This window comes from Xanthomonas sp. 1678, from assembly GCF_031455575.1.
Classification (GTDB): domain Bacteria; phylum Pseudomonadota; class Gammaproteobacteria; order Xanthomonadales; family Xanthomonadaceae; genus Xanthomonas_A.
Genome location: NZ_JAVDSZ010000006.1, coordinates 153,831 through 174,344 on the forward strand (window position 1 = coordinate 153,831; position 20,514 = coordinate 174,344).

At 69.6% G+C, this 20,514-nt stretch carries 18 protein-coding genes and 1 pseudogene; 12 read left to right on the plus strand and 7 right to left on the minus strand.

Annotated features, from left to right (window positions below; all coding sequences use genetic code 11):
- The first annotated feature begins 1 nt into the window (after window position 1).
- On the plus strand, window positions 2-439 hold the full coding sequence (gene soxR / locus J2Y70_RS12745) for a redox-sensitive transcriptional activator SoxR (protein WP_263395274.1): 438 nt from the start codon (window positions 2-4) through the stop codon (window positions 437-439).
- 122 nt (window positions 440-561) lie between these two features.
- Here soxR and J2Y70_RS12750 read toward each other — a convergent pair whose 3' ends face one another.
- The 3 genes from J2Y70_RS12750 to J2Y70_RS12760 form a co-directional block, all read right to left on the minus strand.
- Window positions 562-1,017, minus strand: coding sequence for a DUF4426 domain-containing protein (locus J2Y70_RS12750; protein ID WP_309918018.1), 456 nt, complete (start codon window positions 1,015-1,017; stop codon window positions 562-564).
- A gap of 14 nt (window positions 1,018-1,031) precedes the next feature.
- The gene (gene proC / locus J2Y70_RS12755) at window positions 1,032-1,886 is read right to left on the minus strand and encodes a pyrroline-5-carboxylate reductase (RefSeq protein ID WP_309918021.1); all 855 of its coding nucleotides are present in this window, start codon (window positions 1,884-1,886) and stop codon (window positions 1,032-1,034) included.
- Between the two features lie 74 nt (window positions 1,887-1,960).
- Window positions 1,961-2,665 (minus strand): YggS family pyridoxal phosphate-dependent enzyme, encoded by a 705-nt coding sequence (locus J2Y70_RS12760; RefSeq protein ID WP_309918023.1) that lies wholly within the window; start codon window positions 2,663-2,665, stop codon window positions 1,961-1,963.
- Window positions 2,666-2,753: 88 nt separating this feature from the next.
- Between J2Y70_RS12760 and J2Y70_RS12765 the strand changes: the two genes are divergently transcribed.
- The 9 genes and pseudogenes from J2Y70_RS12765 to J2Y70_RS12805 all read left to right on the plus strand — a co-directional run bounded on the left by J2Y70_RS12765 (window position 2,754) and on the right by J2Y70_RS12805 (window position 14,670).
- Window positions 2,754-3,791: a type IV pilus twitching motility protein PilT gene (locus J2Y70_RS12765; protein ID WP_185815705.1), complete on the plus strand. Its 1,038-nt coding sequence runs from the start codon at window positions 2,754-2,756 to the stop codon at window positions 3,789-3,791.
- Between the two features lie 159 nt (window positions 3,792-3,950).
- A complete protein-coding gene (locus tag J2Y70_RS12770) occupies window positions 3,951-5,081 on the plus strand; it encodes a PilT/PilU family type 4a pilus ATPase (RefSeq protein WP_263112813.1) in 1,131 nt (376 codons plus the stop codon).
- Between the two features lie 157 nt (window positions 5,082-5,238).
- Entirely contained in the window at window positions 5,239-6,501 is a 1,263-nt protein-coding gene (locus J2Y70_RS12775) for a PQQ-binding-like beta-propeller repeat protein (protein WP_309918030.1), read from the plus strand.
- A 68-nt stretch (window positions 6,502-6,569) separates the two neighbouring features.
- On the plus strand, window positions 6,570-7,994 hold the full coding sequence (locus J2Y70_RS12780; RefSeq protein WP_309918031.1) for a diguanylate cyclase: 1,425 nt from the start codon (window positions 6,570-6,572) through the stop codon (window positions 7,992-7,994).
- Between the two features lie 50 nt (window positions 7,995-8,044).
- Window positions 8,045-8,629 (plus strand): MFS transporter permease, encoded by a 585-nt coding sequence (locus J2Y70_RS12785; protein WP_309918034.1) that lies wholly within the window; start codon window positions 8,045-8,047, stop codon window positions 8,627-8,629.
- A gap of 294 nt (window positions 8,630-8,923) precedes the next feature.
- Window positions 8,924-9,480, plus strand: a pseudogene (locus J2Y70_RS12790) (YitT family protein).
- A 652-nt stretch (window positions 9,481-10,132) separates the two neighbouring features.
- Window positions 10,133-11,428, plus strand: a complete 1,296-nt coding sequence (locus tag J2Y70_RS12795) for a hypothetical protein (protein ID WP_309918037.1) — start codon at window positions 10,133-10,135, stop codon at window positions 11,426-11,428.
- 36 nt (window positions 11,429-11,464) lie between these two features.
- On the plus strand, window positions 11,465-13,519 hold the full coding sequence (locus tag J2Y70_RS12800) for a LodA/GoxA family CTQ-dependent oxidase (protein ID WP_309918040.1): 2,055 nt from the start codon (window positions 11,465-11,467) through the stop codon (window positions 13,517-13,519).
- An 8-nt stretch (window positions 13,520-13,527) separates the two neighbouring features.
- Complete coding sequence (locus J2Y70_RS12805) at window positions 13,528-14,670, plus strand: FAD-dependent monooxygenase (protein WP_309918043.1); 1,143 nt, start codon at window positions 13,528-13,530, stop codon at window positions 14,668-14,670.
- A 70-nt stretch (window positions 14,671-14,740) separates the two neighbouring features.
- On the opposite strand, the gene J2Y70_RS12810 is transcribed toward J2Y70_RS12805, so the two are convergent.
- The 4 genes from J2Y70_RS12810 to J2Y70_RS12825 all read right to left on the minus strand — a co-directional run bounded on the left by J2Y70_RS12810 (window position 14,741) and on the right by J2Y70_RS12825 (window position 19,337).
- Window positions 14,741-15,658, minus strand: a complete 918-nt coding sequence (locus J2Y70_RS12810) for a DUF72 domain-containing protein (RefSeq protein WP_309918045.1) — start codon at window positions 15,656-15,658, stop codon at window positions 14,741-14,743.
- 101 nt (window positions 15,659-15,759) lie between these two features.
- Window positions 15,760-16,986, minus strand: a complete 1,227-nt coding sequence (locus J2Y70_RS12815) for a hypothetical protein (protein WP_309918049.1) — start codon at window positions 16,984-16,986, stop codon at window positions 15,760-15,762.
- Window positions 16,983-17,522, minus strand: a complete 540-nt coding sequence (locus J2Y70_RS12820; protein ID WP_309918051.1) for a DNA-3-methyladenine glycosylase I — start codon at window positions 17,520-17,522, stop codon at window positions 16,983-16,985. Before J2Y70_RS12820 ends, J2Y70_RS12815 begins: the two co-directional genes overlap by 4 nt.
- A gap of 15 nt (window positions 17,523-17,537) precedes the next feature.
- Window positions 17,538-19,337: a DUF4153 domain-containing protein gene (locus tag J2Y70_RS12825; protein WP_309918053.1), complete on the minus strand. Its 1,800-nt coding sequence runs from the start codon at window positions 19,335-19,337 to the stop codon at window positions 17,538-17,540.
- A gap of 105 nt (window positions 19,338-19,442) precedes the next feature.
- Between J2Y70_RS12825 and J2Y70_RS12830 the strand changes: the two genes are divergently transcribed.
- Both J2Y70_RS12830 and ruvX read left to right on the plus strand, forming a co-directional pair.
- Window positions 19,443-20,009, plus strand: coding sequence for a YqgE/AlgH family protein (locus J2Y70_RS12830; protein ID WP_263395259.1), 567 nt, complete (start codon window positions 19,443-19,445; stop codon window positions 20,007-20,009).
- On the plus strand, window positions 20,002-20,499 hold the full coding sequence (ruvX, locus tag J2Y70_RS12835; protein WP_309918057.1) for a Holliday junction resolvase RuvX: 498 nt from the start codon (window positions 20,002-20,004) through the stop codon (window positions 20,497-20,499). The genes J2Y70_RS12830 and ruvX overlap by 8 nt, the downstream gene beginning before the upstream one ends.
- Window positions 20,500-20,514: the final 15 nt, after the last annotated feature.

Below are 20,514 nucleotides of genomic sequence, written 5' to 3' on the forward strand. Positions count from 1 at the left end.
GATGCACCAGGAACTGAGCGTGGGCCAGGTCGCCGAACGCAGCGGGGTGGCGGTGTCCGCGCTGCATTTCTACGAAAAGAAGGGCCTGATCCACAGCCTGCGCACCGCCGGCAACCAGCGCCGCTATGCGCGCGACGTGCTGCGCCGGCTGGCGGTGATCCGCGTCGCGCAGCGCGTGGGTGTGCCGCTGGAGAGCATCAAGGCCGCGTTCGCGCAGCTTCCCGATGCGCGCACGCCCACGCGTGCGGAGTGGGCGCGGATGTCGGCGGCATGGCGGCAGGAACTGGACGCGCGCATCCTGCAGCTGACCCAGTTGCGCCACCAGCTCACCGACTGCATCGGCTGCGGCTGCCTGTCGCTGCGCCGCTGCCGCCTGAGTAATCCCGCCGACGCGCTGGGCGCGCAAGGCGAAGGCGCGCAGCGCTGGACAGCGCCCTGAGCATCAGGAAAAAGCGCAGGACATTGTAGGAGCGGCTTCAGCCGCGACAGGCGTTACCGGTAATGCCGGTCGCGGCTGAAGCCGCTCCTACAGGGGCGACGGCAACTAGGAAACGCGGCGCGCTAGAACGTGCGGGCGAAGCGCACCGTGCCCGCGCCGTCGGCGCCGCGCACATCCACCTGGAAATTCAGCTGGTCGTGCTCGCTGATGCGCACCGTGCCGACATAGTCGGTATAGGCGTCGGTGACCGCTTCGCGCAAGGCGATGGGTTGCCGGCGTCCGCTGAGGTCGGTCGCGACCGCGCTGACCTGGCCGCTGGCCGGCAGTTCTTCGCCGCCCTGCACGCGGCGCAGCGCGATCATCACCAGCGCGGTGTCGGCGTCGCGTTCGATGCCGTAGCGCCGCGCCACCGTCTCGCTCATCGCCAGTGTCGGCAGCGCGTTGTAGTGCACGCGCAGCGCGCCGAAGTCGGTTTGCGCCGGCGCGGGCGCCATCGGTGCGGCCGGACGTGGCGTTTCCTGCGCCGAGCAGGCGGCCAGGGCGAGGCAGAGCAGCAGAGCGGCAGGCAGGCGGCGCATCGGTGGCTCCAAGATCAGTCGTTGGCGGCGGACAGTGCGCGGCCGCGCGCGGCGGCGGCGGCGATGGCGGCGGCGGTCAGCGCTTCGAAGCCGCCGGCCTGGAACGTCTCTATCGCGGCCTGGGTGGTGCCGTTGGGCGAGGTCACCCGCCGCCGCAATTCGCTCGGCGCCTCGCCGGATTCGGTGAGCATGCGCGCCGCGCCGAGCACGGTCTGCAGCACCAGCGTGCGCGCCGCCTCGGCCGGCAGGCCCTGGGCGATGCCGGCCGCTTCCATCGCTTCGGCGAGCAGGAACACATAGGCCGGGCCGCTGCCGGAGACCGCGGTGACCGCATCGATCAGCGCCTCGTCCTCGACCCACACCGTGACCCCGGCGGCGGCCAGCAGCTGTTCGGCCTGGCGCCGCTGCGCGGTGCCGGTCTGCGCGTTGGCGAACAGGCCGGTGACTCCGGCGCCGAGCAGCGCCGGCGTGTTCGGCATCGCCCGCACCAGCGCGTGTCCGCCGCCCAGCCAGCGGTCCAGCTGGCCGGCGGTGATGCCGGCGGCGATGGACAGCAGCAGCGGCCGCTGCTGCTGCGCCAGGGTGGCCAGGTCGTCGCACACGCTGCGCAGCACCTGCGGCTTGACCGCGAACACCCACACCGTCGCGCCGTCGGCCGCTTCCGCCGCGGCGGCGACGGCGTGCACGCCGTAGTCGGCGGCCAGCGCCTCGCGCAGCGCCTGCACCGGCTCGGCGACGCGGATCGCCGCGGGCGCGAGGCCCTGGCCGACCAGCCCGGCGATCAGGCTGCGCGCCATGTTGCCGCCGCCGATGAAGGCGATGGTGGGGCCGGGACTCGGGACTCGGGACTCGGGGCTCGGTGGGGTCATGGCGGCTGGCGGTTACGGGGGATGGGAAGCGAAAGATAGCAACTGCACGAGCTGTGGATGCCCGACGCCCGCTTTTATCGAGTCCCGAGTCCCGAGTCCCGAGTCCCGACGCCTCGCGCCCCGAACAACGCCGTCCCCACCCGCACCATCGTCGCGCCTTCGGCGATGGCCAGTGCGAAGTCGCCGCTCATGCCCATCGACAGCGTGTCGGCATCCGGGTGCCGCGTATTCAGGCCGTCGAGCAGGGCGCGCATGCGCTGGAACGCGGTGCGCCGCAACGCCTCTTCGGGGAATGGGGCCGGGATCGCCATCAGCCCGCGCAGGCGCAGCGTCGGCTGCGCGGCGATGGCCTCCGCCAGCGCGTCCACGTCGCCGGGTACGCAGCCGTGCTTGCTGGTCTCGTCGTCGATGTTGACCTGGATCAGCACGTTCAGCGGCGGCCGCTGCGCCGGACGATGCCGGGCCAACGCGTCCACCAGCTTGCGCCGGTCCACCGTCTGCACCCAGTCGAACAGCGCGGCCGCCTGCTCGGCCTTGTTCGACTGCAGGTGGCCGATCAGGTGCCATTCCAGTTCCAGCGGCCTCAGCTCGGCGATCTTGCCCGCCGCTTCCTGCACGTAGTTCTCGCCGAAGGCGCGTTGCCCCTGCGCGGCCAGGGCCGCGATCGCCGCGGCCGGCTGGGTCTTGGACACCGCCAGCAGGCGGGCGTGGGGACGCTGCGCGGACGCCGCGGCGCGGTCCATGTCCTGGCGGATCTGCTGCAGGGGAGAGAGGGGCACGGGCGGCGCTTCTGGCAACGGGGAAGGGCGCTATACTGCCGCCCGGGGAATCATCCTTCCAGTCGCAGCCCAAGGGGAAAAGCAGCGTATGGATATCGCTGAACTATTGGCGTTCTCGGTCAAGAACAAAGCGTCCGACCTGCACCTGTCCGCCGGCCTGCCGCCGATGATCCGGGTCGATGGCGACGTGCGCCGCATCAACATCCCGGCGCTGGACCACAAGCAGGTGCACGCGCTGGTGTACGACATCATGTCGGACAAGCAGCGCCGCGACTACGAAGAGTTCCTGGAAGTCGACTTCTCGTTCGAGATTCCCAGCCTGGCGCGCTTCCGCGTCAACGCGTTCAACCAGAACCGTGGCGCCGGCGCGGTGTTCCGCACCATTCCCTCGGAAGTGCTGACCCTGGAAGACCTGGGCTGCCCGCCGATCTTCCGCCAGCTGATCGACCAGCCGCAGGGCCTGATCCTGGTCACCGGACCGACCGGCTCGGGCAAGTCGACCACGCTCGCCGGCATGATCGACTACATCAACAAGAACGAATACGGCCACATCCTCACCGTCGAGGATCCGATCGAATTCGTGCACACCTCGCAGAAGTGCCTGATCAACCAGCGCGAAGTGCACCGCGACACGCACGGCTTCAACGAAGCGCTGCGCTCGGCGCTGCGCGAGGACCCGGACATCATCCTGGTCGGCGAGTTGCGCGACCTGGAAACCATCCGCCTGGCGCTGACCGCCGCGGAAACCGGCCACCTGGTGTTCGGCACCCTGCACACCAGTTCGGCGGCCAAGACCATCGATCGCATCATCGACGTGTTCCCGGCCGGCGAAAAGCCGATGGTGCGCTCGATGCTGTCCGAATCGCTGCGCGCGGTGATCTCGCAGGCGCTGCTGAAGAAGGTCGGCGGCGGCCGCACCGCGGCGTGGGAAATCATGGTCGGCACCCCGGCGATCCGCAACCTGATCCGCGAGGACAAGGTGGCGCAGATGTATTCGGCGATCCAGACCGGCCAGCAGACCGGCATGCAGACCCTGGACCAGCACCTGCAGGACCTGGTCAAGCGCAGCCTGATCACCCGCAATCAGGCCCGCGAGTACGCCAAGGACAAGCGGGTCTTCGAGTGAAGCGGGGACCGGGGACCAGGGACCGGGGACCCGGAAGCAACAGCGACGCGACGTGATTTTCCACTGAGTGGATCGTGGAAGACTCGGGTGGCGGGAAGGGGGCAGCCGCGGCTGTCCCCGGTCCCCGGTCCCCGGTCCCCGGTCCCGGAGCCTCAAACCATGAGCACCATCGACTTCACCTCGTTCCTGAAACTGATGGCGCACCAGAAGGCGTCGGATCTGTTCATCACCTCGGGCATGCCGCCGGCGATCAAGGTGCACGGCAAGATCACCCCGATCACGCAGACGCCGCTGACCTCGCAGCAGAGCCGCGACCTGGTGCTGAACGTGATGACCCCGGCGCAGCGCGAGGAGTTCGAGAAGACCCACGAGTGCAACTTCGCCATCGGCGTGGCCGGGGTGGGGCGCTTCCGCGTCAGCTGCTTCTACCAGCGCAACCAGGTCGGCATGGTGCTGCGCCGGATCGAGACGCGCATCCCCACCGTCGACGAGCTGAACCTGCCGCCGGTGATCAAGACCCTGGCGATGACCAAGCGCGGCATCATCATCTTCGTCGGCGCCACCGGCACCGGCAAGTCGACCTCGCTGGCGGCGATGATCGGCTACCGCAACCAGAATTCCACCGGCCACATCATCACCATCGAAGACCCGATCGAGTTCGTGCACAAGCACGAGGGCTGCATCATCACCCAGCGCGAGGTCGGCATCGATACCGACAGCTGGGAGAACGCGCTGAAGAACACCCTGCGCCAGGCGCCGGACGTGATCATGATCGGCGAGGTGCGCACCCGCGAAGGCATGGACCACGCGATCTCCTTCGCCGAAACCGGCCACCTGGTGCTGTGCACCCTGCACGCCAACAACGCCAACCAGGCGATGGACCGCATCATCAACTTCTTCCCCGAGGACCGCCGCGGCCAGTTGCTGATGGACCTGTCGCTGAACCTGCGCGGCGTGGTCGCCCAGCAGCTGATCCCGACCCCGGACGGCAAGGGCCGCCGCGTGGCGATGGAGATCATGCTCGGCACGCCGCTGGTGCAGGACTACATCCGCGAGGGCGAGATCCACAAGCTCAAGGACGTGATGAAGGAATCCACCAACCTGGGCATGAAGACCTTCGACCAGAGCCTGTTCGAGCTGTACCAGGCCGGCGAGATCAGCTACGAGGACGCGCTGCGCCACGCCGACTCGCAGAACGAAGTGCGCCTGCGCATCAAGCTGGCCCAGGGCGGCGATGCCAAGACCCTGGCGCAGGGCATGGACGGAGTGGAGATCGCCGAGGTGCGCTGAGCCGGCCTGGCCGGCGATCGCCGGGGCAGGCGCAGGGCACGATGACACGGAATCGACGTGATCCCGGTTATATCCAGTTCGTCAACCGGTGTCGTGTTTTCAGCCACATGCTCGCAGGGTCCATCGAGGACTCTTCAAGCGAAGGGAGGGAGTCTGCGTGAACGACGCGCCTGAAGTGCTCTGGTCCACGCAGCCGCATGCCGGCTATTACATCAATTCGGTGGCGGTGTCCGACGATGGCGATGTCATCGCCGCCGGCACCTTCTTCCACGACTATGGCGGCGGGTCGCAGAGTGCCGGGCTGGACGCCGTGCCCGTCGACCAGCGCAAGATCTTCGAACGCTTGGCGCCTGCTGCCACGCGCAGCGACGTGCGCGACAACCAGGACGGGTGCTTCGGCACCTACGTCTGGGATCGTGCCGGCAAGCCGTTGCTGGCGAAAGAATTCGACGGCTGGCAGGGCGTGTACTGGGTCGATGTCGCGGCGGACGGGGGCACCGTGGCGAGCTGCGGCTGGAAGAGCCAGGATCCGTATGCGGGCTTCATCGGGGCCTGGACGGTCCCGGGCGGCGAGGAGCTGCTGTCGTTTCCGCTTCCAGGCCGCGGCAACATGGTCTCGCTGGATGGCTGCGGGCGGACCTTGCTGGCCGGTGCCGAGCAGGGCTATCTGTTCTGCCGCGATGGCGACGCGGCCTTCGCCGCGCCTGCGTGCATTGTGCTGAGCGCCGCGGGCGACACCGTGGTCGCCACCGGCATCGCCGCCGACGGCGCCACCGGGCTGGTGGCCAGCTATCACGGCGAGATCATCCTGTTCTCGATCACGTCCGGACACCCGGCGGCGCTGGCACGCTGGCAGTTGCCCAACGGCGCCTACACGCATGGCGCGGTGCTGTCCGCCGATGGGCGCAGGGCCTATGCCGGCGCCAGCGACGGCACGCTGTACGCCTTCGACGTGGCCGCGTTCCAGGGTATGCCCGCGCCGGTCTGGAGCGTGCCGATGCCCGGTGGCGCCAAGACCATCTACGGGCTGGCCTGCGATCGCGTCGGAGACAAGGTCGCGATCGCCGGCAATCTCGCGCAGGGCGGCGTCGTCGCAGTGTTCGCCGATGCCGGTAGCGCGGCACAGCTGCAGTGGACGTCACCCAGCCAGCACTCGCCCAACTGCCTGGCGTTCGACCCCGGCGGGCGCTGGCTGGGGCTGGCCGATGGCCACCCCGACGGCACGCCCGGCGGGTTCACCCTGTGGGATGCGAGCGATGGCACGCTGCAATGGAACTGGGCCGCGGGCAACATGAGCTGGCCGATCCGTCTGTGCGCCGATGCGTCGGTGGTGGTGGGCGGCAGCGACGACAGCACGGTCACGGCGTTCGTCGGCCCTGGCGCGGCTTCCGCCCGGGACCAGCCGGAGGCGGATGGGTGACAGGCGGGGACGCCGAGGCGCCGATCCGCACGCGCGCCGCGGCGCCGCGCCGCCCTGGCGCGCTGCTGGTGCTGTCGGCGGCGCTGGTGGCGGCGTGGCTGGCGGGCTTCGAGTTGGCGCGGGTCCTGGGATATCAGGCGCATGCCAGCCTGTGGTTCCCGCCGGTGGCGGTGACGTTGGCCGCCTTCATGGTGCTTGGCTGGCGCGGTGCGCCGGCGATCGCCATCGCGTGCGTGCTGGCCACGCTGCTCAGCTTCTATCGCACGACCGGCCACACGGTCGTCCCCGATCGGGCAGTCCTGCAGTACGCGCTGCTGTTCACCGCGCAACAGTTCTGCATCTGGGGCGGCCTGGCCTGGCTGCTGCGCCGGGTCGGTCAGGGAATGTCCTCGACCAGCCTGCCGCGCGCGGTCACCTACTTCATCCTGGGCGGCGGAGTGGCCTCGCTGCTGTCTGCCTGCCTGGGCGGCGCGGGTCTGGTCGTCACCGGCGCCATCGACCTGCCGACCATGTTCGCCCAGTCGATCCCGTGGGCGATCGGCGACTACGCCGGTCTGCTGGCGCTCGGCCCGCTGGCGATCCTCGCGCTGCTGCGTCTGGCCGAGTCCCTGCAGATCGCGCCGCGGCCTGGCATCCCGCGCTTGTCGGGGATGATCGCGCCGAGCGGAAGCGCCTCGGGCTATCTGGTCAAGCTAGGGCTCCTACTCGGCGTCACCCTGGCGGTGATGTGGCTCGCGGCCGCGTTGCCGCGGCAGCCGGCTGTGGTCTTCGCGTTGTTCGTGGTGGTGGTGATCCAGTTGTGGATCGTGCATACCCACGGAATGCTGCAGGCGCTGGTGGCGATCGCCGCCTTCAGCCTGCTGATCGCACTGGCCACGCCGCTGCTGCGGCTCGAGGCGCAGGCGCTCGCGCTGCAGTTCGCCATGATCAGCCTGGCGGCGAACAGCTACTTCGGTTTGGCCGTCCCCGGGCTCTACGCCGACAACACGCGGCTGCGCCATGCGCTGGTGCGCGATCCCGTGACCGGGGCGCTGTCGCGGACGGGATTCCTGGAGCAGGTACTCAACGATCTGCAACTGGCCGCGCAGGAGCCACGTCCGTTGGCGGTGATCGTTGCCGACATGGACAACCTCAAGGCCATCAACGACCAGTTCGGACACGCCGCCGGCGATGCGGCCTTGCGTGCTTTCGTCAAGCGGTGCCGGAGCTGTCTGCGGCCGGGCCAGTTGCTTGGGCGCCGCGGGGGCGACGAGTTCGCGCTGTATCTGCCGCTGACCACGCCGGAGAAGGCGCGCGGGCTCACCGATGCGCTGCGCGGGGCGCTTGCCAAGCCCGGCGAGGACGACGGGTTCGCGACCGCGCTGTCGGCCAGCTTCGGCATGGCCCTGTGCAACCGACGGGATCTGGACGCGGAAGCGCTGGAGGAACTTCTCGAACGCGCCGATGCGGAGATGTACGCGGACAAGCGGCAGCGCCGCGCCTTCGCTCGCTGACCGCGGTCGACGCGGCGCGATTCGACAAACGCATCGGCCGAGTGCCACGCATGCAAATAGACAACCCCTACGCCGTCCCCGCCGCCGCGCTGCCTGATGCCGCGCCCGCTAGGGCCCCTGCCACTGCTTCCCTGTCCACGCTGTTCGCGCCGTCGGCGGCCAAGCTGGCGCTACTGTGCGCCACCACCTTCGGCTGGTATGCGCTGTACTGGTTCTACCGCAACTGGCAGGCGATCCGCCTGATCTCCGGGCGCCGGCGCATCTCGCCGGTGTGGCGTTCGGTGTTCTCGCTGATCTGGATCTTCGCCTGTTTCCGCGCGTTGGATCGGTTGACCGGCCCGCATCGCTTCGGCGCGCTGGGCTGGTGCTTGCCGGCCCTGGCCTATGTCGTCGTGAGCCTGCTGGCGGTGTCGCCGTCCCCACTGGCATTGCTGGCCTTGTGCGCGTGGCTGCCGCTGCTGGTGGTCAACCGGCGATTGGCCCTTCTCAAGCGGGCTCGCGGCTTGCCTGCAAGCGCGCAGGAACGCTTCACCGCGTGGACCTGGGCGTGGCTGGCGATCGCCGGGCCGCCGGCCTTGCTGGTGCTGTCGAGCGTGGTGGTGAGCACGGTGATGGTGCTGGTGCGCTCCGCCTAGCGCTTCGTCCCAGCCGCCGGCAGTCGCATCACATGTCGCGTGCGGCCATGCCGGCACGGCGCGTTCGGGCGGTTTCACCTGCAACCACCACCCCGCTTGGTGTCTAATACCGCACCCCCCGTCGTGCCCATTCCCGTGAGCCTCCCCGATTCCGATCTGCGTCCGGACCTGGACCCTTTGCCCGACGACGGCACCGTCGTCACCTCCGGGCCGCTGACGCCGCCGGCGGATTCGGCCGGCACTGCGCTCGATGCGCAGGCGCTGCGCCACAGCGTGGCCGAAGACGTCCAGGGCATGCTGCTGGCGACGCTGGTGGCCTCGCTGGGCCTGGCGGTGTTCGCCCAGGGCGGGCTGATGATCGGCGGCATGGCTGGGGTGGCGTTCCTGCTGCACTACGCGCTGGGCTGGAACTTCGGGCTGATGTTCGTGCTGGTGAACCTGCCGTTCTATTGGCTGTCGGTGCGGCGCATGGGCTGGGAGTTCACTTGAAGACCTTCGTCGCGGTCGCCGCGTGCGGGGCGCTGACCGATCTGCTGCCGCGCTGGGCGCAGTATTCGGCGATGACGCCGCTGTACTCGGCGCTGGTGGGCGGCGCGCTGGTCGGGCTGGCGATCCTGTTCTTCATCCGCCATCGCGCCAGTCTCGGCGGCGTGGGCATCCTGGCGGTCTACCTGCAGCGCAGTCGCGGCTGGAGCGCGGGCAAGGTGCAGATGAGTTTCGACGCTGCGCTGATGCTCATCGCGTTCTTCGTGCTGGCGCCGCAGCAGGTGCTGTACTCGGCGATCGGCGCGGTGGTGCTGAGCCTGGTGCTGATGTTCAACCACCGTTCCGGGCGCTACATGGGCGTGTGAGCGTCTCGCCGCTGCGCTTGCTGCGCGGCGCGCGCGGCACGATGTGGATCGCGTCGTATCGAACGGCGAAGGCGAATGCCGATGCCGTGGCGAAGCGCGCAACGATGTCGTGCCGCTTCCCTGCACGCTGCAGCCGTGTTCGCGAAAGCGCGCGTCGGACGCATTGCATTGACGCGCATTCCATTCCGCGCGGCCACACGACCGATTCGGCTACCGTCACTGCGCCGCCGTGCCCCGCGCGAAGTGCTCAGCCCGGATGCAACTGTCTACGGGATATCCGGTGTGTCTACGAAATGGCCTTGTGGGCACGCGCGACGGCGGCGCATGCTGGCTGCGCAGGCGAGGGAAATACGCGCGATGACATGACGCGATGCACGGGAGTCATCGTGCCTGCGATGGGGGAACCGATCTAGATATTTCAGCGCTTGCCGGTTCGGCATCGCGAGCTGCCGCATGGCCGCGCGCCGTCATGGAAGTGGCGTTTTCAGCTGTCTTTCGAGCACCGAAGGAGAATGCGATGAAGCGTGCGATAGGGTTCGCGGCGGTTGCCTGCATCCTGGTCATGGCGTGTTCGGCCGTGAACCATTCTCCCACCGGTCCAGACCAGGGGCCTGCGCCTGTGGCGCGTCCGTCGGCGACGGCGACCCGACCCATGCCGGCCGCATGCCTGCCGCAAGCCGACTGGTTTCCGCACGCGAACACGCCGCCACCGGATTCGGCCGGATTCGCGTCCAGCAGCAACTGCGAGTTCCATCAGTGGTCGTGGAACGCGTTCCTGTGGCTGACCCAGGACGTGGGCGGGCAGCCGCGCTTCCTGACCATGCCCACCGACGGCATCGGCGGTGTCGCCGACGGCGTGCTGGATCCGCTGATCGGCCGCTCGCAGCAGGCGCGCACCGTGGAGCTGATCGATCAGGCGGGGCCGGACGGTGTGCTGGTGGATCGCAAGGGACGCGCGATCTATTACTCGATCCACTCCAACGACGTCTTCGGCCAGTTCATCGCCAGCAACAACCTGGAAGATCCGCAGGCGCTGCGTGGATTCGATCCGCAAAAGGCCTTTCCGGTGGACAGCATGACGCTGAAGGCGGCGTGGAAGGTGGTGCAGCCGGGCGAGGACGTGTCGACGTTCTATACGCGCCAAGCGCAGATCGCGAAGCTGGCCATGCGCAAAGGCAAGATCGTCGCCACCACCGACAGCGAAACCCAGACCGTGGCGCTGGTCGGCTTCCATATCGGCGGCACGGTCAACGGCCATCCGGAAATGATCTGGGCGACCTTCGAACACCAGGCCAATGCGCCGGACCTGCCACAGCCGATGGAGAAGATGCAGCCGAACGACATCGTCTCCGGCAAGGACTGGACGTTCTATCAGGCCGGCACGCCGTTCAAGCAGTGCAATCTCAACGCAGCCGGTTCCGGTGCGCTGACCTTGAATGCGCAGACGCAGACGCTGAGCCCGGTCACCCAGGTGTGCCGCATGGTGCCGTACGGCGGGGAGAAGCCGTGTCCGCCCGGGGCGACGGACTGCAATATCCCCAACATCATGTCGATGAACGCCTCGGCGCAGAGCCAGTTGAACGATGTGTGGAAGAACTACTTCGAGGTCGGTGCGATCTGGTTCAACCAGCTGGACGCGCTGCAGCCCAACTGCACCTTCCAGCCCGGCTCGTCCCTGGAGTGCGTACCGACTGGAGGCACATCGCCGCTGCTCACCGGCTCGATGCGGCTGTCCAATTCCACCATCGAGACCTTTACCCAGGTGCAGAGCACGCAGGACAACTGTTTCGCCTGCCACAACACCACCCAGGTGATTTCGCCCGATCCGCGCGCGCAGTCGTTGCCGGGGCTGAACGTCAATCTCAGCCACGTGGTGATCAACGACTACTTCCAGGCGCAGTTGCCGCAAAAGGCGCCGCCGGCGCCGCGGCCGGCCTCGCAGCGCTGAGGCGCGCCACTTCATCCGGATCAGGAGCAGATCACCATGTCCAGCAACGTGTTTCGAGTGCATCCGACGATCGGCATCGGCCGCGTCGGCGATAGCCAGGAATTCTATCTGGCGCCGGTCACCGCGGCCGGCGCGCGCGGCGCCGACGGCCTGATGGGCGGGTTGCCGGTGCAGCCCGGTACCCAGTCCACGCCGATCACCGCCGACCAGTTCCGCGATGCCGACGGAAACGTCAAGCGCCAGGCCGCGCGTTTCCACATCTACGCCTATCCCAGCGGCAGTTCCGGCACCTACCCCAACGGCGGCGGCACGCGCGTGGACGTGGGCAGCACGATCGACGGCAGGACGGTCAAGGACATCGTCTGGACCGTGCATCTGGCCAACAAGAAGCTCAACAACTATTCGACCGTCAGCAAAGGCAATCTGTTCATCGGCATCGAGGCGTATCCGCCTTCGCCGCAGAGCCCGCTGCAGCTGCGCAATCCGGAGTATGCAGGCAACAGCGATCCCCACGATCCGACCCGCCTGCGCCAGCTGGTCATCGATCCCGGCCCGCGCGCGATCAGCGCCGCCAGCGGAACCGGCAGCGTCATCGACTTCGACGCCCAGACCCAGGCCGCCTACGCCGATGCGTCCGGGACCATCACCGCGGTGGACTACCCGAAGAGTTTCCCCGCCGATTTCCATCAGCTGCACGAACCGCTCGGTCCGATCGAGTCGCTGGGCGACCTGCGCGTGGAGCAGGACGGCGCGCTGGTCGTCGCCGGCGGCTTCGCCAGGACGGTGGCGGTGATCGGCCAGGACGGCAGCTGGCCGCCGTTGAACGACGCAACCGAAAACGGCCTGTGGTTCGACGACGCGGCCGACGGCCCGGTCAACGCGGTGCTGCTCTTCGACGACGGCTCCACCGCCAGCGTGCAGGGCGCGTGGTACGTCACCGGCGATCCGGGCTACGCGCCGCAGACCCGCAACGTGGTCTCGACCTGGGACGACGTCTACGACGTGTGGGTGCGCGAGCTGGCGCTGGTGCCGTCGCTGTACGCGGGCGGCGGGTTCGTCGCGAACTACCAGCCGTCCTTCGGCGACGACATCCAGCCGATCTTCCATGCGGCGATGTTGCAGCGCTGGAACACCAACCTGCCGTCCGCCGCGATCCGCGGCCACGACATGATCGGTGCGATCACCCCCAGCGACGATCCCACGGTCAAGATTCCCAACCTGAAGACGCTGATCCGCGATCCGGCCTCCGCGGCCGACATCAAGACCGGCTCGCCGATGATGCCGCTGTCGCTCGGCGATGCGGCCAAGAGTTTTCTGACTGTCAGCCCGACCCAGTACTTCCTGCTCGGCCAGTGGCACAACAAGACCTACGCGCAAGGCGCCGGGCCGGCGCTGGGACCGGGCGAGACGCTGGATCGCATCACCCTGGAGAACTGCCTGGGCGGCCGCTACAGCCCGGGCATCGAGGTGTCGTTCCCGATCCGCGACGTCAACCTCTACGTGCAGGACTGGCAGGCACAGGATTGCGGGCCGTTCCGCGTGCGCCAGGCACCGCTGGACTACAGCAAGGCGACGCCTGGCGCGCCGTTCCTGAGCTTCGGCTACGTGCCGCTGCAGACCCAGCCGGTGGAGCCGGGCGACGTATCCAAGTTCATGTCGGTCCCCTGGCACACCGACTACAACTCCTGCGCCACGCATCTGCCCGATCCCAATCCGGGCGCGAACAACACCTTGTTCTGGTCGTGGCCGGCCGAGCGGCCGTTCGCGGTGTATCCGGTCTCGCTGTGCACCTTCGATCCGGGGGATCTGACCTGGAGCGTGGGTCAGCAGGTGTATTCGGTCCGCGGCAACGGCACCGACAGCGACTATCCGGCGCAAGTGGGGCGCTTCCAGCAGTACCAGGATTTCGTCGACAACTGGGCCAAGGTCGGCTTCGTGATCAGCGGCGCGCATATTCCGGCCGCCGACGGCAAGCCGGCCTATCCCGCGGAGATCTTCCTGGAAGTGCAGAGCCGCTTCGATGTCGGCAGCGACTACGTGGCGCCATGGCCGATGGCGGACATCCCCAAGTACACGCCGCCCAAGCGCTGATCCTGGGCATGGCGGCGCGTACGCCGGCCAGCGGCACGGCGAGCAGCGACCGCCACGCGGTTGTAATCGTCGGCGGCGGCACCGCCGGCTGCGCCACCGCGCTCGCGCTGGCCGCGCACGGGGTCGAGGACACGGTAGTCGTCGATCTGGGGCGTGCGCCCGGCTGGCGGCTGGGCGAGGCGATTGCGCCCAATGGCGCCGCCGTGCTGCAGCGCCTGGGCGTGTGGGACACCTTCCTGGCACAGGCGCCGTTGTCCTCGGCCGGCAGTTGCGCCAGCTGGGGCAAGCCCGAGCTTGGCTACAACGATTTCATCGTCGCCGGCCAAGGCAAGGGCTGGCATGTGGACCGCAGCGCCTTCGACGCGATGCTCGCCGCGGCAGTGCCCGCGCGTGGCGGCAGCGTGCTGCGTGGTCTGCGCCTTTGCGGGACAAGCCGCACCGAGCAGGGCGGCTACCTGCTGGAATTGCGCGATGGCGATGGCCGCCATCGGCAGCTGCAGGCCGGGTTCCTGGTCGACGCCAGCGGCATCGCCGCGGCCGCGGTGCGGCGGCTGGGCGTGGCCCGCAACGAGGTCGATTGCCTGGCGTTCGTCGCCGCCGTGTTCGCGCTGCAGCGTCCCGACGCGATCCCGTCGCAGGCCTTGCTGGAAGCCTGCCAGGACGGCTGGTGGTATGCGGCCAAGCTGCCGGGAGAGCGGATGGTGGTGGCGCTGGCAGTGGATCCCGCGCGGCAACGCCATTACCGCGATGCCGCGGTGTGGCTGGCCGCGGCCAAGGACACGCAGCACGTTGCGCGCTGGCTGCAGCAGGGCGAGGCGACCTTGCCGGACAACGGCGGTTTGTTGGCGGCCTTGGCGCCGGCGGCGATCCTGAGCCGCGTGGTCGGCGAACGCTGGCTGGCGGTGGGCGATGCCGCCAGTGCCTATGATCCGCTCGCCGCGCAGGGCATCGTCAAGGCCTTGCAGGACGGCGAGGCGGCGGGTCAGGCGCTTGCGCAACATCTGCACGGCGCGGGGCCGGAGGCGATGGCAAGCTACCAGGAGCGCGTGTTCGCCCGGTTCACCGAGCACCTGCGTCTGCGCCACGCGCTGTATGCGCGCGAACGGCGCTGGCCGCAGGCGCCGTTCTGGCAGGCGCGCTGGTCGCGGTGACGGTGCGCCTTTTCCTTGAATGCCCGGCCGAAGCACGGCCAATGCCCGGCGCGACCGCGTAGCGAATCGCTCAATCCTCTTCGGCCGCGTCCAGCGGTTGTGCGCGATCCGGGCACGGCGTTGGCACACCTAGCCGCTGCGCCAGGCGCCGCGCGTCGAACGGCGCGTGCACCTTCATGTCGTTGTCGAAATAGCAGTACACGTCGCGGCGCGTGCGCCGTGCGGCGGCCGGCCCGGCGCGTTGCGCATCGGCCGGCTCGCCGCCGCGGTGCCAGGCGTCGATGCGTGCGGCCCAGGCGTCCAGCGCCTTGTCGCTGTAGCCGCTGGCGTACAGCTGCGCGTCGCCGTGCAGGCGCAGATACAGGAAATCGGCGGTCACGTCTTCCAGGTATGGCCACTTGCCGGCGGTGTCGGCCTGCACCACGGCCACGCGGTGCTTGCGCAGCAGCGCCATCGCCTTGGGCGTGGCGAAGCTGGGATGGCGCACTTCCAGCGCATGGCGCAGGCGCCGGTTGCGGTCGATGGTCAGCAGGCTGCGTTCGTGCATGCGCTTGGCGTCGCGCTTGCCGGCCAGCGCCAGCGCGGCCTCGCTGGTGCGCGGCAGCAGCGACAGGAAATCGTCGAGCAGCGCGTGGTCGAAGGCCAGCGACGGCGGCAGCTGCCACAGCAACGGCCCCAGCTTCGGTCCCAGGCCGAGCAGGCCGGAGGCGAAGAAGTTGGCCAGCGGCTGCTCGCAGTCGCGCAGCCGTTTCAGGTGGGTGACGAAACGCGGGCCCTTGACCGCGAACACGAAGTCGCGCGGCGTCGCGTCATGCCAGGCGGTGTAGCTCTTCGGCGTCTGCAGCGAGTAGAACGAGCCGTTGAGTTCGACCGAGCGGAAACAGCGCGCGGCGTACTCCAGCTCGCGACGCTGCACCAGGTCGGACGGATAGAACACGCCGCGCCAGCGTGGATAGCGCCATCCGGAAATTCCGATACGCAGGCTCATGCACCGACCATGCCGGCGCCGGCGTGCAAGCGCCGTGCAGGTCGCGGCAAGGCGGTGTCGAGCGCGCTGGCCGCGCGCAGCGGCGTGTCAGCCGGTGGCGTTCACTGCGCGGCCGGCGCGGCCGCGATCACCGCGACGCTGGCGCGCTCGCGCCTGGACAGCAGCGGCAGGGTCGCCGCCTGGCGGCCCGGCGCGGCGTACAGCCACAGCGCGCAGCAGTCTTCGTAGGAGGTCAGGTAGCTGCTGCGGAACGCGACGATGCTGGCGCTGTAGCACTCCGCACCCTGCCGCAGGCGCAGGTCGGCGACGTAGTCGAAGGTGTAGTGGCCGGCGTCGTGCCACGGCCATTGCGCGCGTTCTTCGGCGTCGTCGACCTCGGCCGGAACCGGGCAGCGTGCGTTCGCATCCGGGCTGCGCTGCCGGCCCTGCGCGTCGAAGCCGAGCTGCTGCAGTTGCCGGTCCGCGACCGCGCGCAACTGCGGGTGCTGCGCCAGCCAGCGGGCGCTGTCCTGGTTCTCGGGCGTGGCCTGCGCCGGGTCCTGCGGCGGCGGCGCCAGCGTATGCCGGTAGCGGTAGCGCACCTGCAGCACGCGCGCGCTGGCGCGTTCGCCCGGCAGCGCCGACAACGGGCGCGACAGGCTCAGCGTGTCCTGCAGGTAGTCGCCGTCGCGATAGGCCGCATAGCTGCGGCCGTCGATGCGCAGCCAGTACAGCGCCTGGTCGCCGCCGCGGCCGTTGATGCTGAACACGCCGGCCGCCGGGCCGGCGTCGGATGCGTTGCCGGGGATGGCGGCGAAGCCGTGCGCGGCGTCGCGCCGCAGCACTGCGATCTCGGTGAACAGGCCGGTGCCGCCGACGTAGGCCGTGTCCAGCAGATCGCGCTGGCCGTCCTCGTCCAGGTCGACCAGCGTGTAGCGGTGGTAGCCGTTCTCGGAATCGTCGTTCTGCACGTTGCCCGCCGGTCCCCAGTACCTGCGCAAGGCCTGCCACTCGGCATCGGCGACGCCGGGCGGTTGCGCGGGCGCTGGCGCCGGTTCGCCGTCGTCGCCGGTCGTGACGATATCGAAGCTCAGGGCGGTGCGGTCGGCATGGCGCTGCAGCACCGTGTCGATCGGGGTGGGATCGGTGGCCGGCACGGCCTCGATCTCCAGGCGCAGTCGCTCCAGGACCTGCGGCAACGTCGTCGTGGCGTCGGCGGCTTGCGCGTGCGCTGCGGTGCAGGCGGCCAAGGCGAACAGCGCGACCGTCGCCACCCGCCATGGCTGGCGCATCCGCAGCGGCGCGGTGTCGACGGCATGCGTCCGCATCCGCGCCGTGCGCTGGCTCATGCCTTGCGCATCCACGCCGGATCGAGCCGCGCGATGCGCGCGAACGCCGGGCAATCCTCGCGGTGCGCGCCGCGCAGGTAGCCCAGGCTCATCAGGAATTCGCCGGTGATCTCGCCGCCGGTGAAGCGGAAGGTGCGCTTGAACAGCTTGATCCAGTCGGCCTTGTCGCGCGGATGGTGCGCGTCCAACCATGCGGCGAAACCGCCGTGCGATGCGCGCAGGCCCTGGATCACCTGCGCGTTGTGGATCGCGGCCTGCACCTTGAGCCGGTTGCGGACGATGCCGGGATCGGCGAGCAGGCGCAACACGTCGGCCTCGCCGTAGGCGGCGACCGTGTCCACGTCGAACTCGGCGTAGGCGGCGCGGAATCCGGCGCGCTTCTTCAGCATCAGCTCCCAGCTCAACCCGGCCTGGTTGATCTCCAGGATCAGGCGCTCGAACAGCTCGGCTTCGGCGCGTTGCGGCACGCCGTACTCGTCGTCGTGGTAGGGGCCGTGCAAGGCGTGGCCCGGGGCGATGTCGCAATAGGTGGTCATGCTGTGCCGGCTCCGTCAATCGTCCTGGTCTTGGTTTTCGGGGGAAACCTCGGCGCGCTGCGTATCCGGCAGTTTCAGGTCCGGCCAGCGTCGCGGCGCCAGTTCCAGCTTGCCGGCGCGCAGCGTCTCCAGCAGCGCATCCTGGCGCTTGGCGTCGCGGGCGAAGAAATGCACCCGCCCCGCGTCCTGCCAGCGGTCCTGGCTGCGCGCGTGGAGGCGGCACTCCATGCCGTAGGTCTCGTTCTCGTTGCACAGCAGCGTGTCGTCGCTGCCGTCGCTGTCCAGGTCGCGCAGCAACAGCACGCAGCGGCTGTCGCGCTGCCGGCAGTCGCCGTCGTGCAACTGGCCGGCGAGCAGTGCCTGCCACCAGTCGGCGCCGGGATCGGCGCTGCCGGCGGCGAGCGGAATGTGCTGGCGCAGCTGGACGGGGTCGGCGATGCGCGCGTGCTCGCGCGCGTCGCTGCGTTCGTCGCCCCAGCGTTGCGTGCGTTGCAGGGTGCGCTGCAGGCGCTCGCTTTGTACCGGGTCGTTGGCGAAGGCCGGCGCGTCGCGCAGCGCTTGCATGGCGCGGTAGCCGCGGCGACCGCTGTCGAAGCGCAGGTAGGACAGGTCCATCTCCGCGGCCGTGGTGCGGCCGTCGGCCAGGCGCTGCAGTTGGTTGCCGACGACGATGCGGTACGGATCCAGCAACGGCGACGCGCTGGCCAGCGCCAGGCCGATCACCACCCAGGACATGATCCGGTTGACCGGCGCCAGCGGCCGCAGCCAGTGTCCGCCCGGACGCAGCACCGCCCACGCGTAGCCGAACGCATAGCCGCAGGTGACCACCGCCACCAGCGCGCCACTGAACCGCTCCGCGCTCCAGCCGTACTGATCGATGCGCAGCCACAGCGCGTACAGCGCCAGCACCGCGTACAGCGGCAGGCTCAGCAGGCCGGCGTCGATCAGGCGCCGCAGCCATTGCGGATAGGGCGGGGTGGCCGCCCCGTCCTGGTACACCGCGTTGACGAACACCACCAGCGCCGCCACCAGTGCGATCAGGATGGTCGCCGCGGCGCGGGTTTCCCACAGCGGCTGCAGCCCGGTGAACGGCAGGCTCAGCGCGAACAGCACCGCCACGAACGCCAGCAGCGGCAACAGCCCGGTGCAGATCGCGAACAGGATCTGCCGCATCACCTGCACCGCGCGCTGCTGGGTGCGGCCGATCAGCAGGCCGAGGCCGAACATGGTGCCGGTGGCGAGGTAGATGAAGGCGGTTTCGCGGAACAGATCGCGGAAGAAGTTCAGTTTCACCAGCGCGAACAGCGCGCCCCACAGGCTCAGCACCAGCCAGCAGATGCCGACGAACAGCCCGGCCAGCGCCAGGGTCAGCGCGTTCTGCCAGGCGTGTTCGAACAGCTCGCGGTACGGCGCCTGCCATTGGCCATGCTGCAGCCGACACTGCAGCCACGGCAGCAGCACGAACATGGCCAGCGCGATCGTCACGCCGAACGGGCCCAGTACCTGCGTGCTGCGCAGCCCGGGCGCGCCGGTGGCGCTCCAGGCCGCCCAGCCGGACAGCGCCGCCACCAGCAGCGCCACCGCGATCACGTGCTGCCACAGGCGCAGCTCGTTCAGGTGCCGCACCGACAGCAGGGTCATCGACGGCACCGTCAGCACCAGGGTGTACCAGCACACCCGGCCGCCCAGCGTCCCGAACGGCCACAGGCCGGTCTCTGCGCCGCGTTGCGCCAGGTACATCAGCGCGCCCTGCAGCAGCGCCACCAGGACGATGAAGGCGCGGGTCTGGCGCGGCAGGTCGGGCGAAGTGTCCATACGATTCAGCATCCTTGGCGGCGCAGTGACGCGCGATCGGGCGATTATGGCAGCCCGATCCGGCCCGGCGCAGCGCGCGCCCGGGAGGGACGATAGAATGGGGCCATGTCCGCTTTGCCTACCCCCCTGGCCAACCAGCTGCTGATCGCGCTGCCGGCGCTGTCCGATCCCAATTTCGCACGCGGCGTGGCGCTGATCTGCCAGCACGACGAGAACGGCGCGATGGGCGTGCTGGTCAACCGCGCCTCCGAATACACGCTTGGCGAAGTGCTGTCGCAGATGGGCATCGATACCATCGACGAGCGCCTGCGCGAGCAGGTGGTACTCAGCGGCGGGCCGGTGCATCCGGAGCGCGGCTTCGTGATCCACGACGGCGAGCGCGCCTGGGATTCGAGCCTGGCCTTCGGCGACGGCCTGTTCCTGACCACCTCGCGCGACGTGCTCGAGGCGATGGCCCGCGGCGACGGCCCGCGCAATGCGGTGGTCGCGCTGGGCTGCGCCGGCTGGGGCGCCGGCCAGCTCGAATACGAACTGGGCGAGAACAGCTGGCTGACCGCGCCGGCCGATGCCGAACTGCTGTTCGAGCTGCCGCTGGAGCGGCGCTGGCAGACTGCCGCCGGCCGCATCGGCGTGGACCTGTTCCGCCTCACCGACTACAGCGGGCATGCCTGAGCCCGGCACGCCCGCCGCGGACAGCGCCGCCGCCGGCACGATCCGCCGCGACGGCACCGTGCTCGGCTTCGACGTCGGCAACCGCCGCATCGGCGTGGCCGTCGGCAGCAGTTTCGGCAGCGGCGCGCGCGCCCTGGCCGTGGTCGACGTGCATGCGCAGGGGCCGGACTGGCCGGCGCTGGATCGCCTGCATGCCGAATGGCGCCCGCACGGCCTGGTGGTCGGCGATCCGCTGACCCTCGAGGGCGCCGACCAACCCAACCGCAAGCGCGCGCACGCCTTCGCCCGCGAACTCGGCGCCCGCTACAAGTTGCCGGTGGTGCTGGTCGACGAGCGGTCCAGCTCGGTGGAGGCCGCCAAGCGCTTCGCCGTGGACCGCGCCGAAGGCCGCAAGCGCCGCCGCGACGCCGCCGCGCTGGACGCGGTCGCTGCCGCGGTGATCATCGAGCGCTGGCTGGCCGCGCCCGACGACGCCACGCCCATTTCCTGATTCCCTGCCCGGACC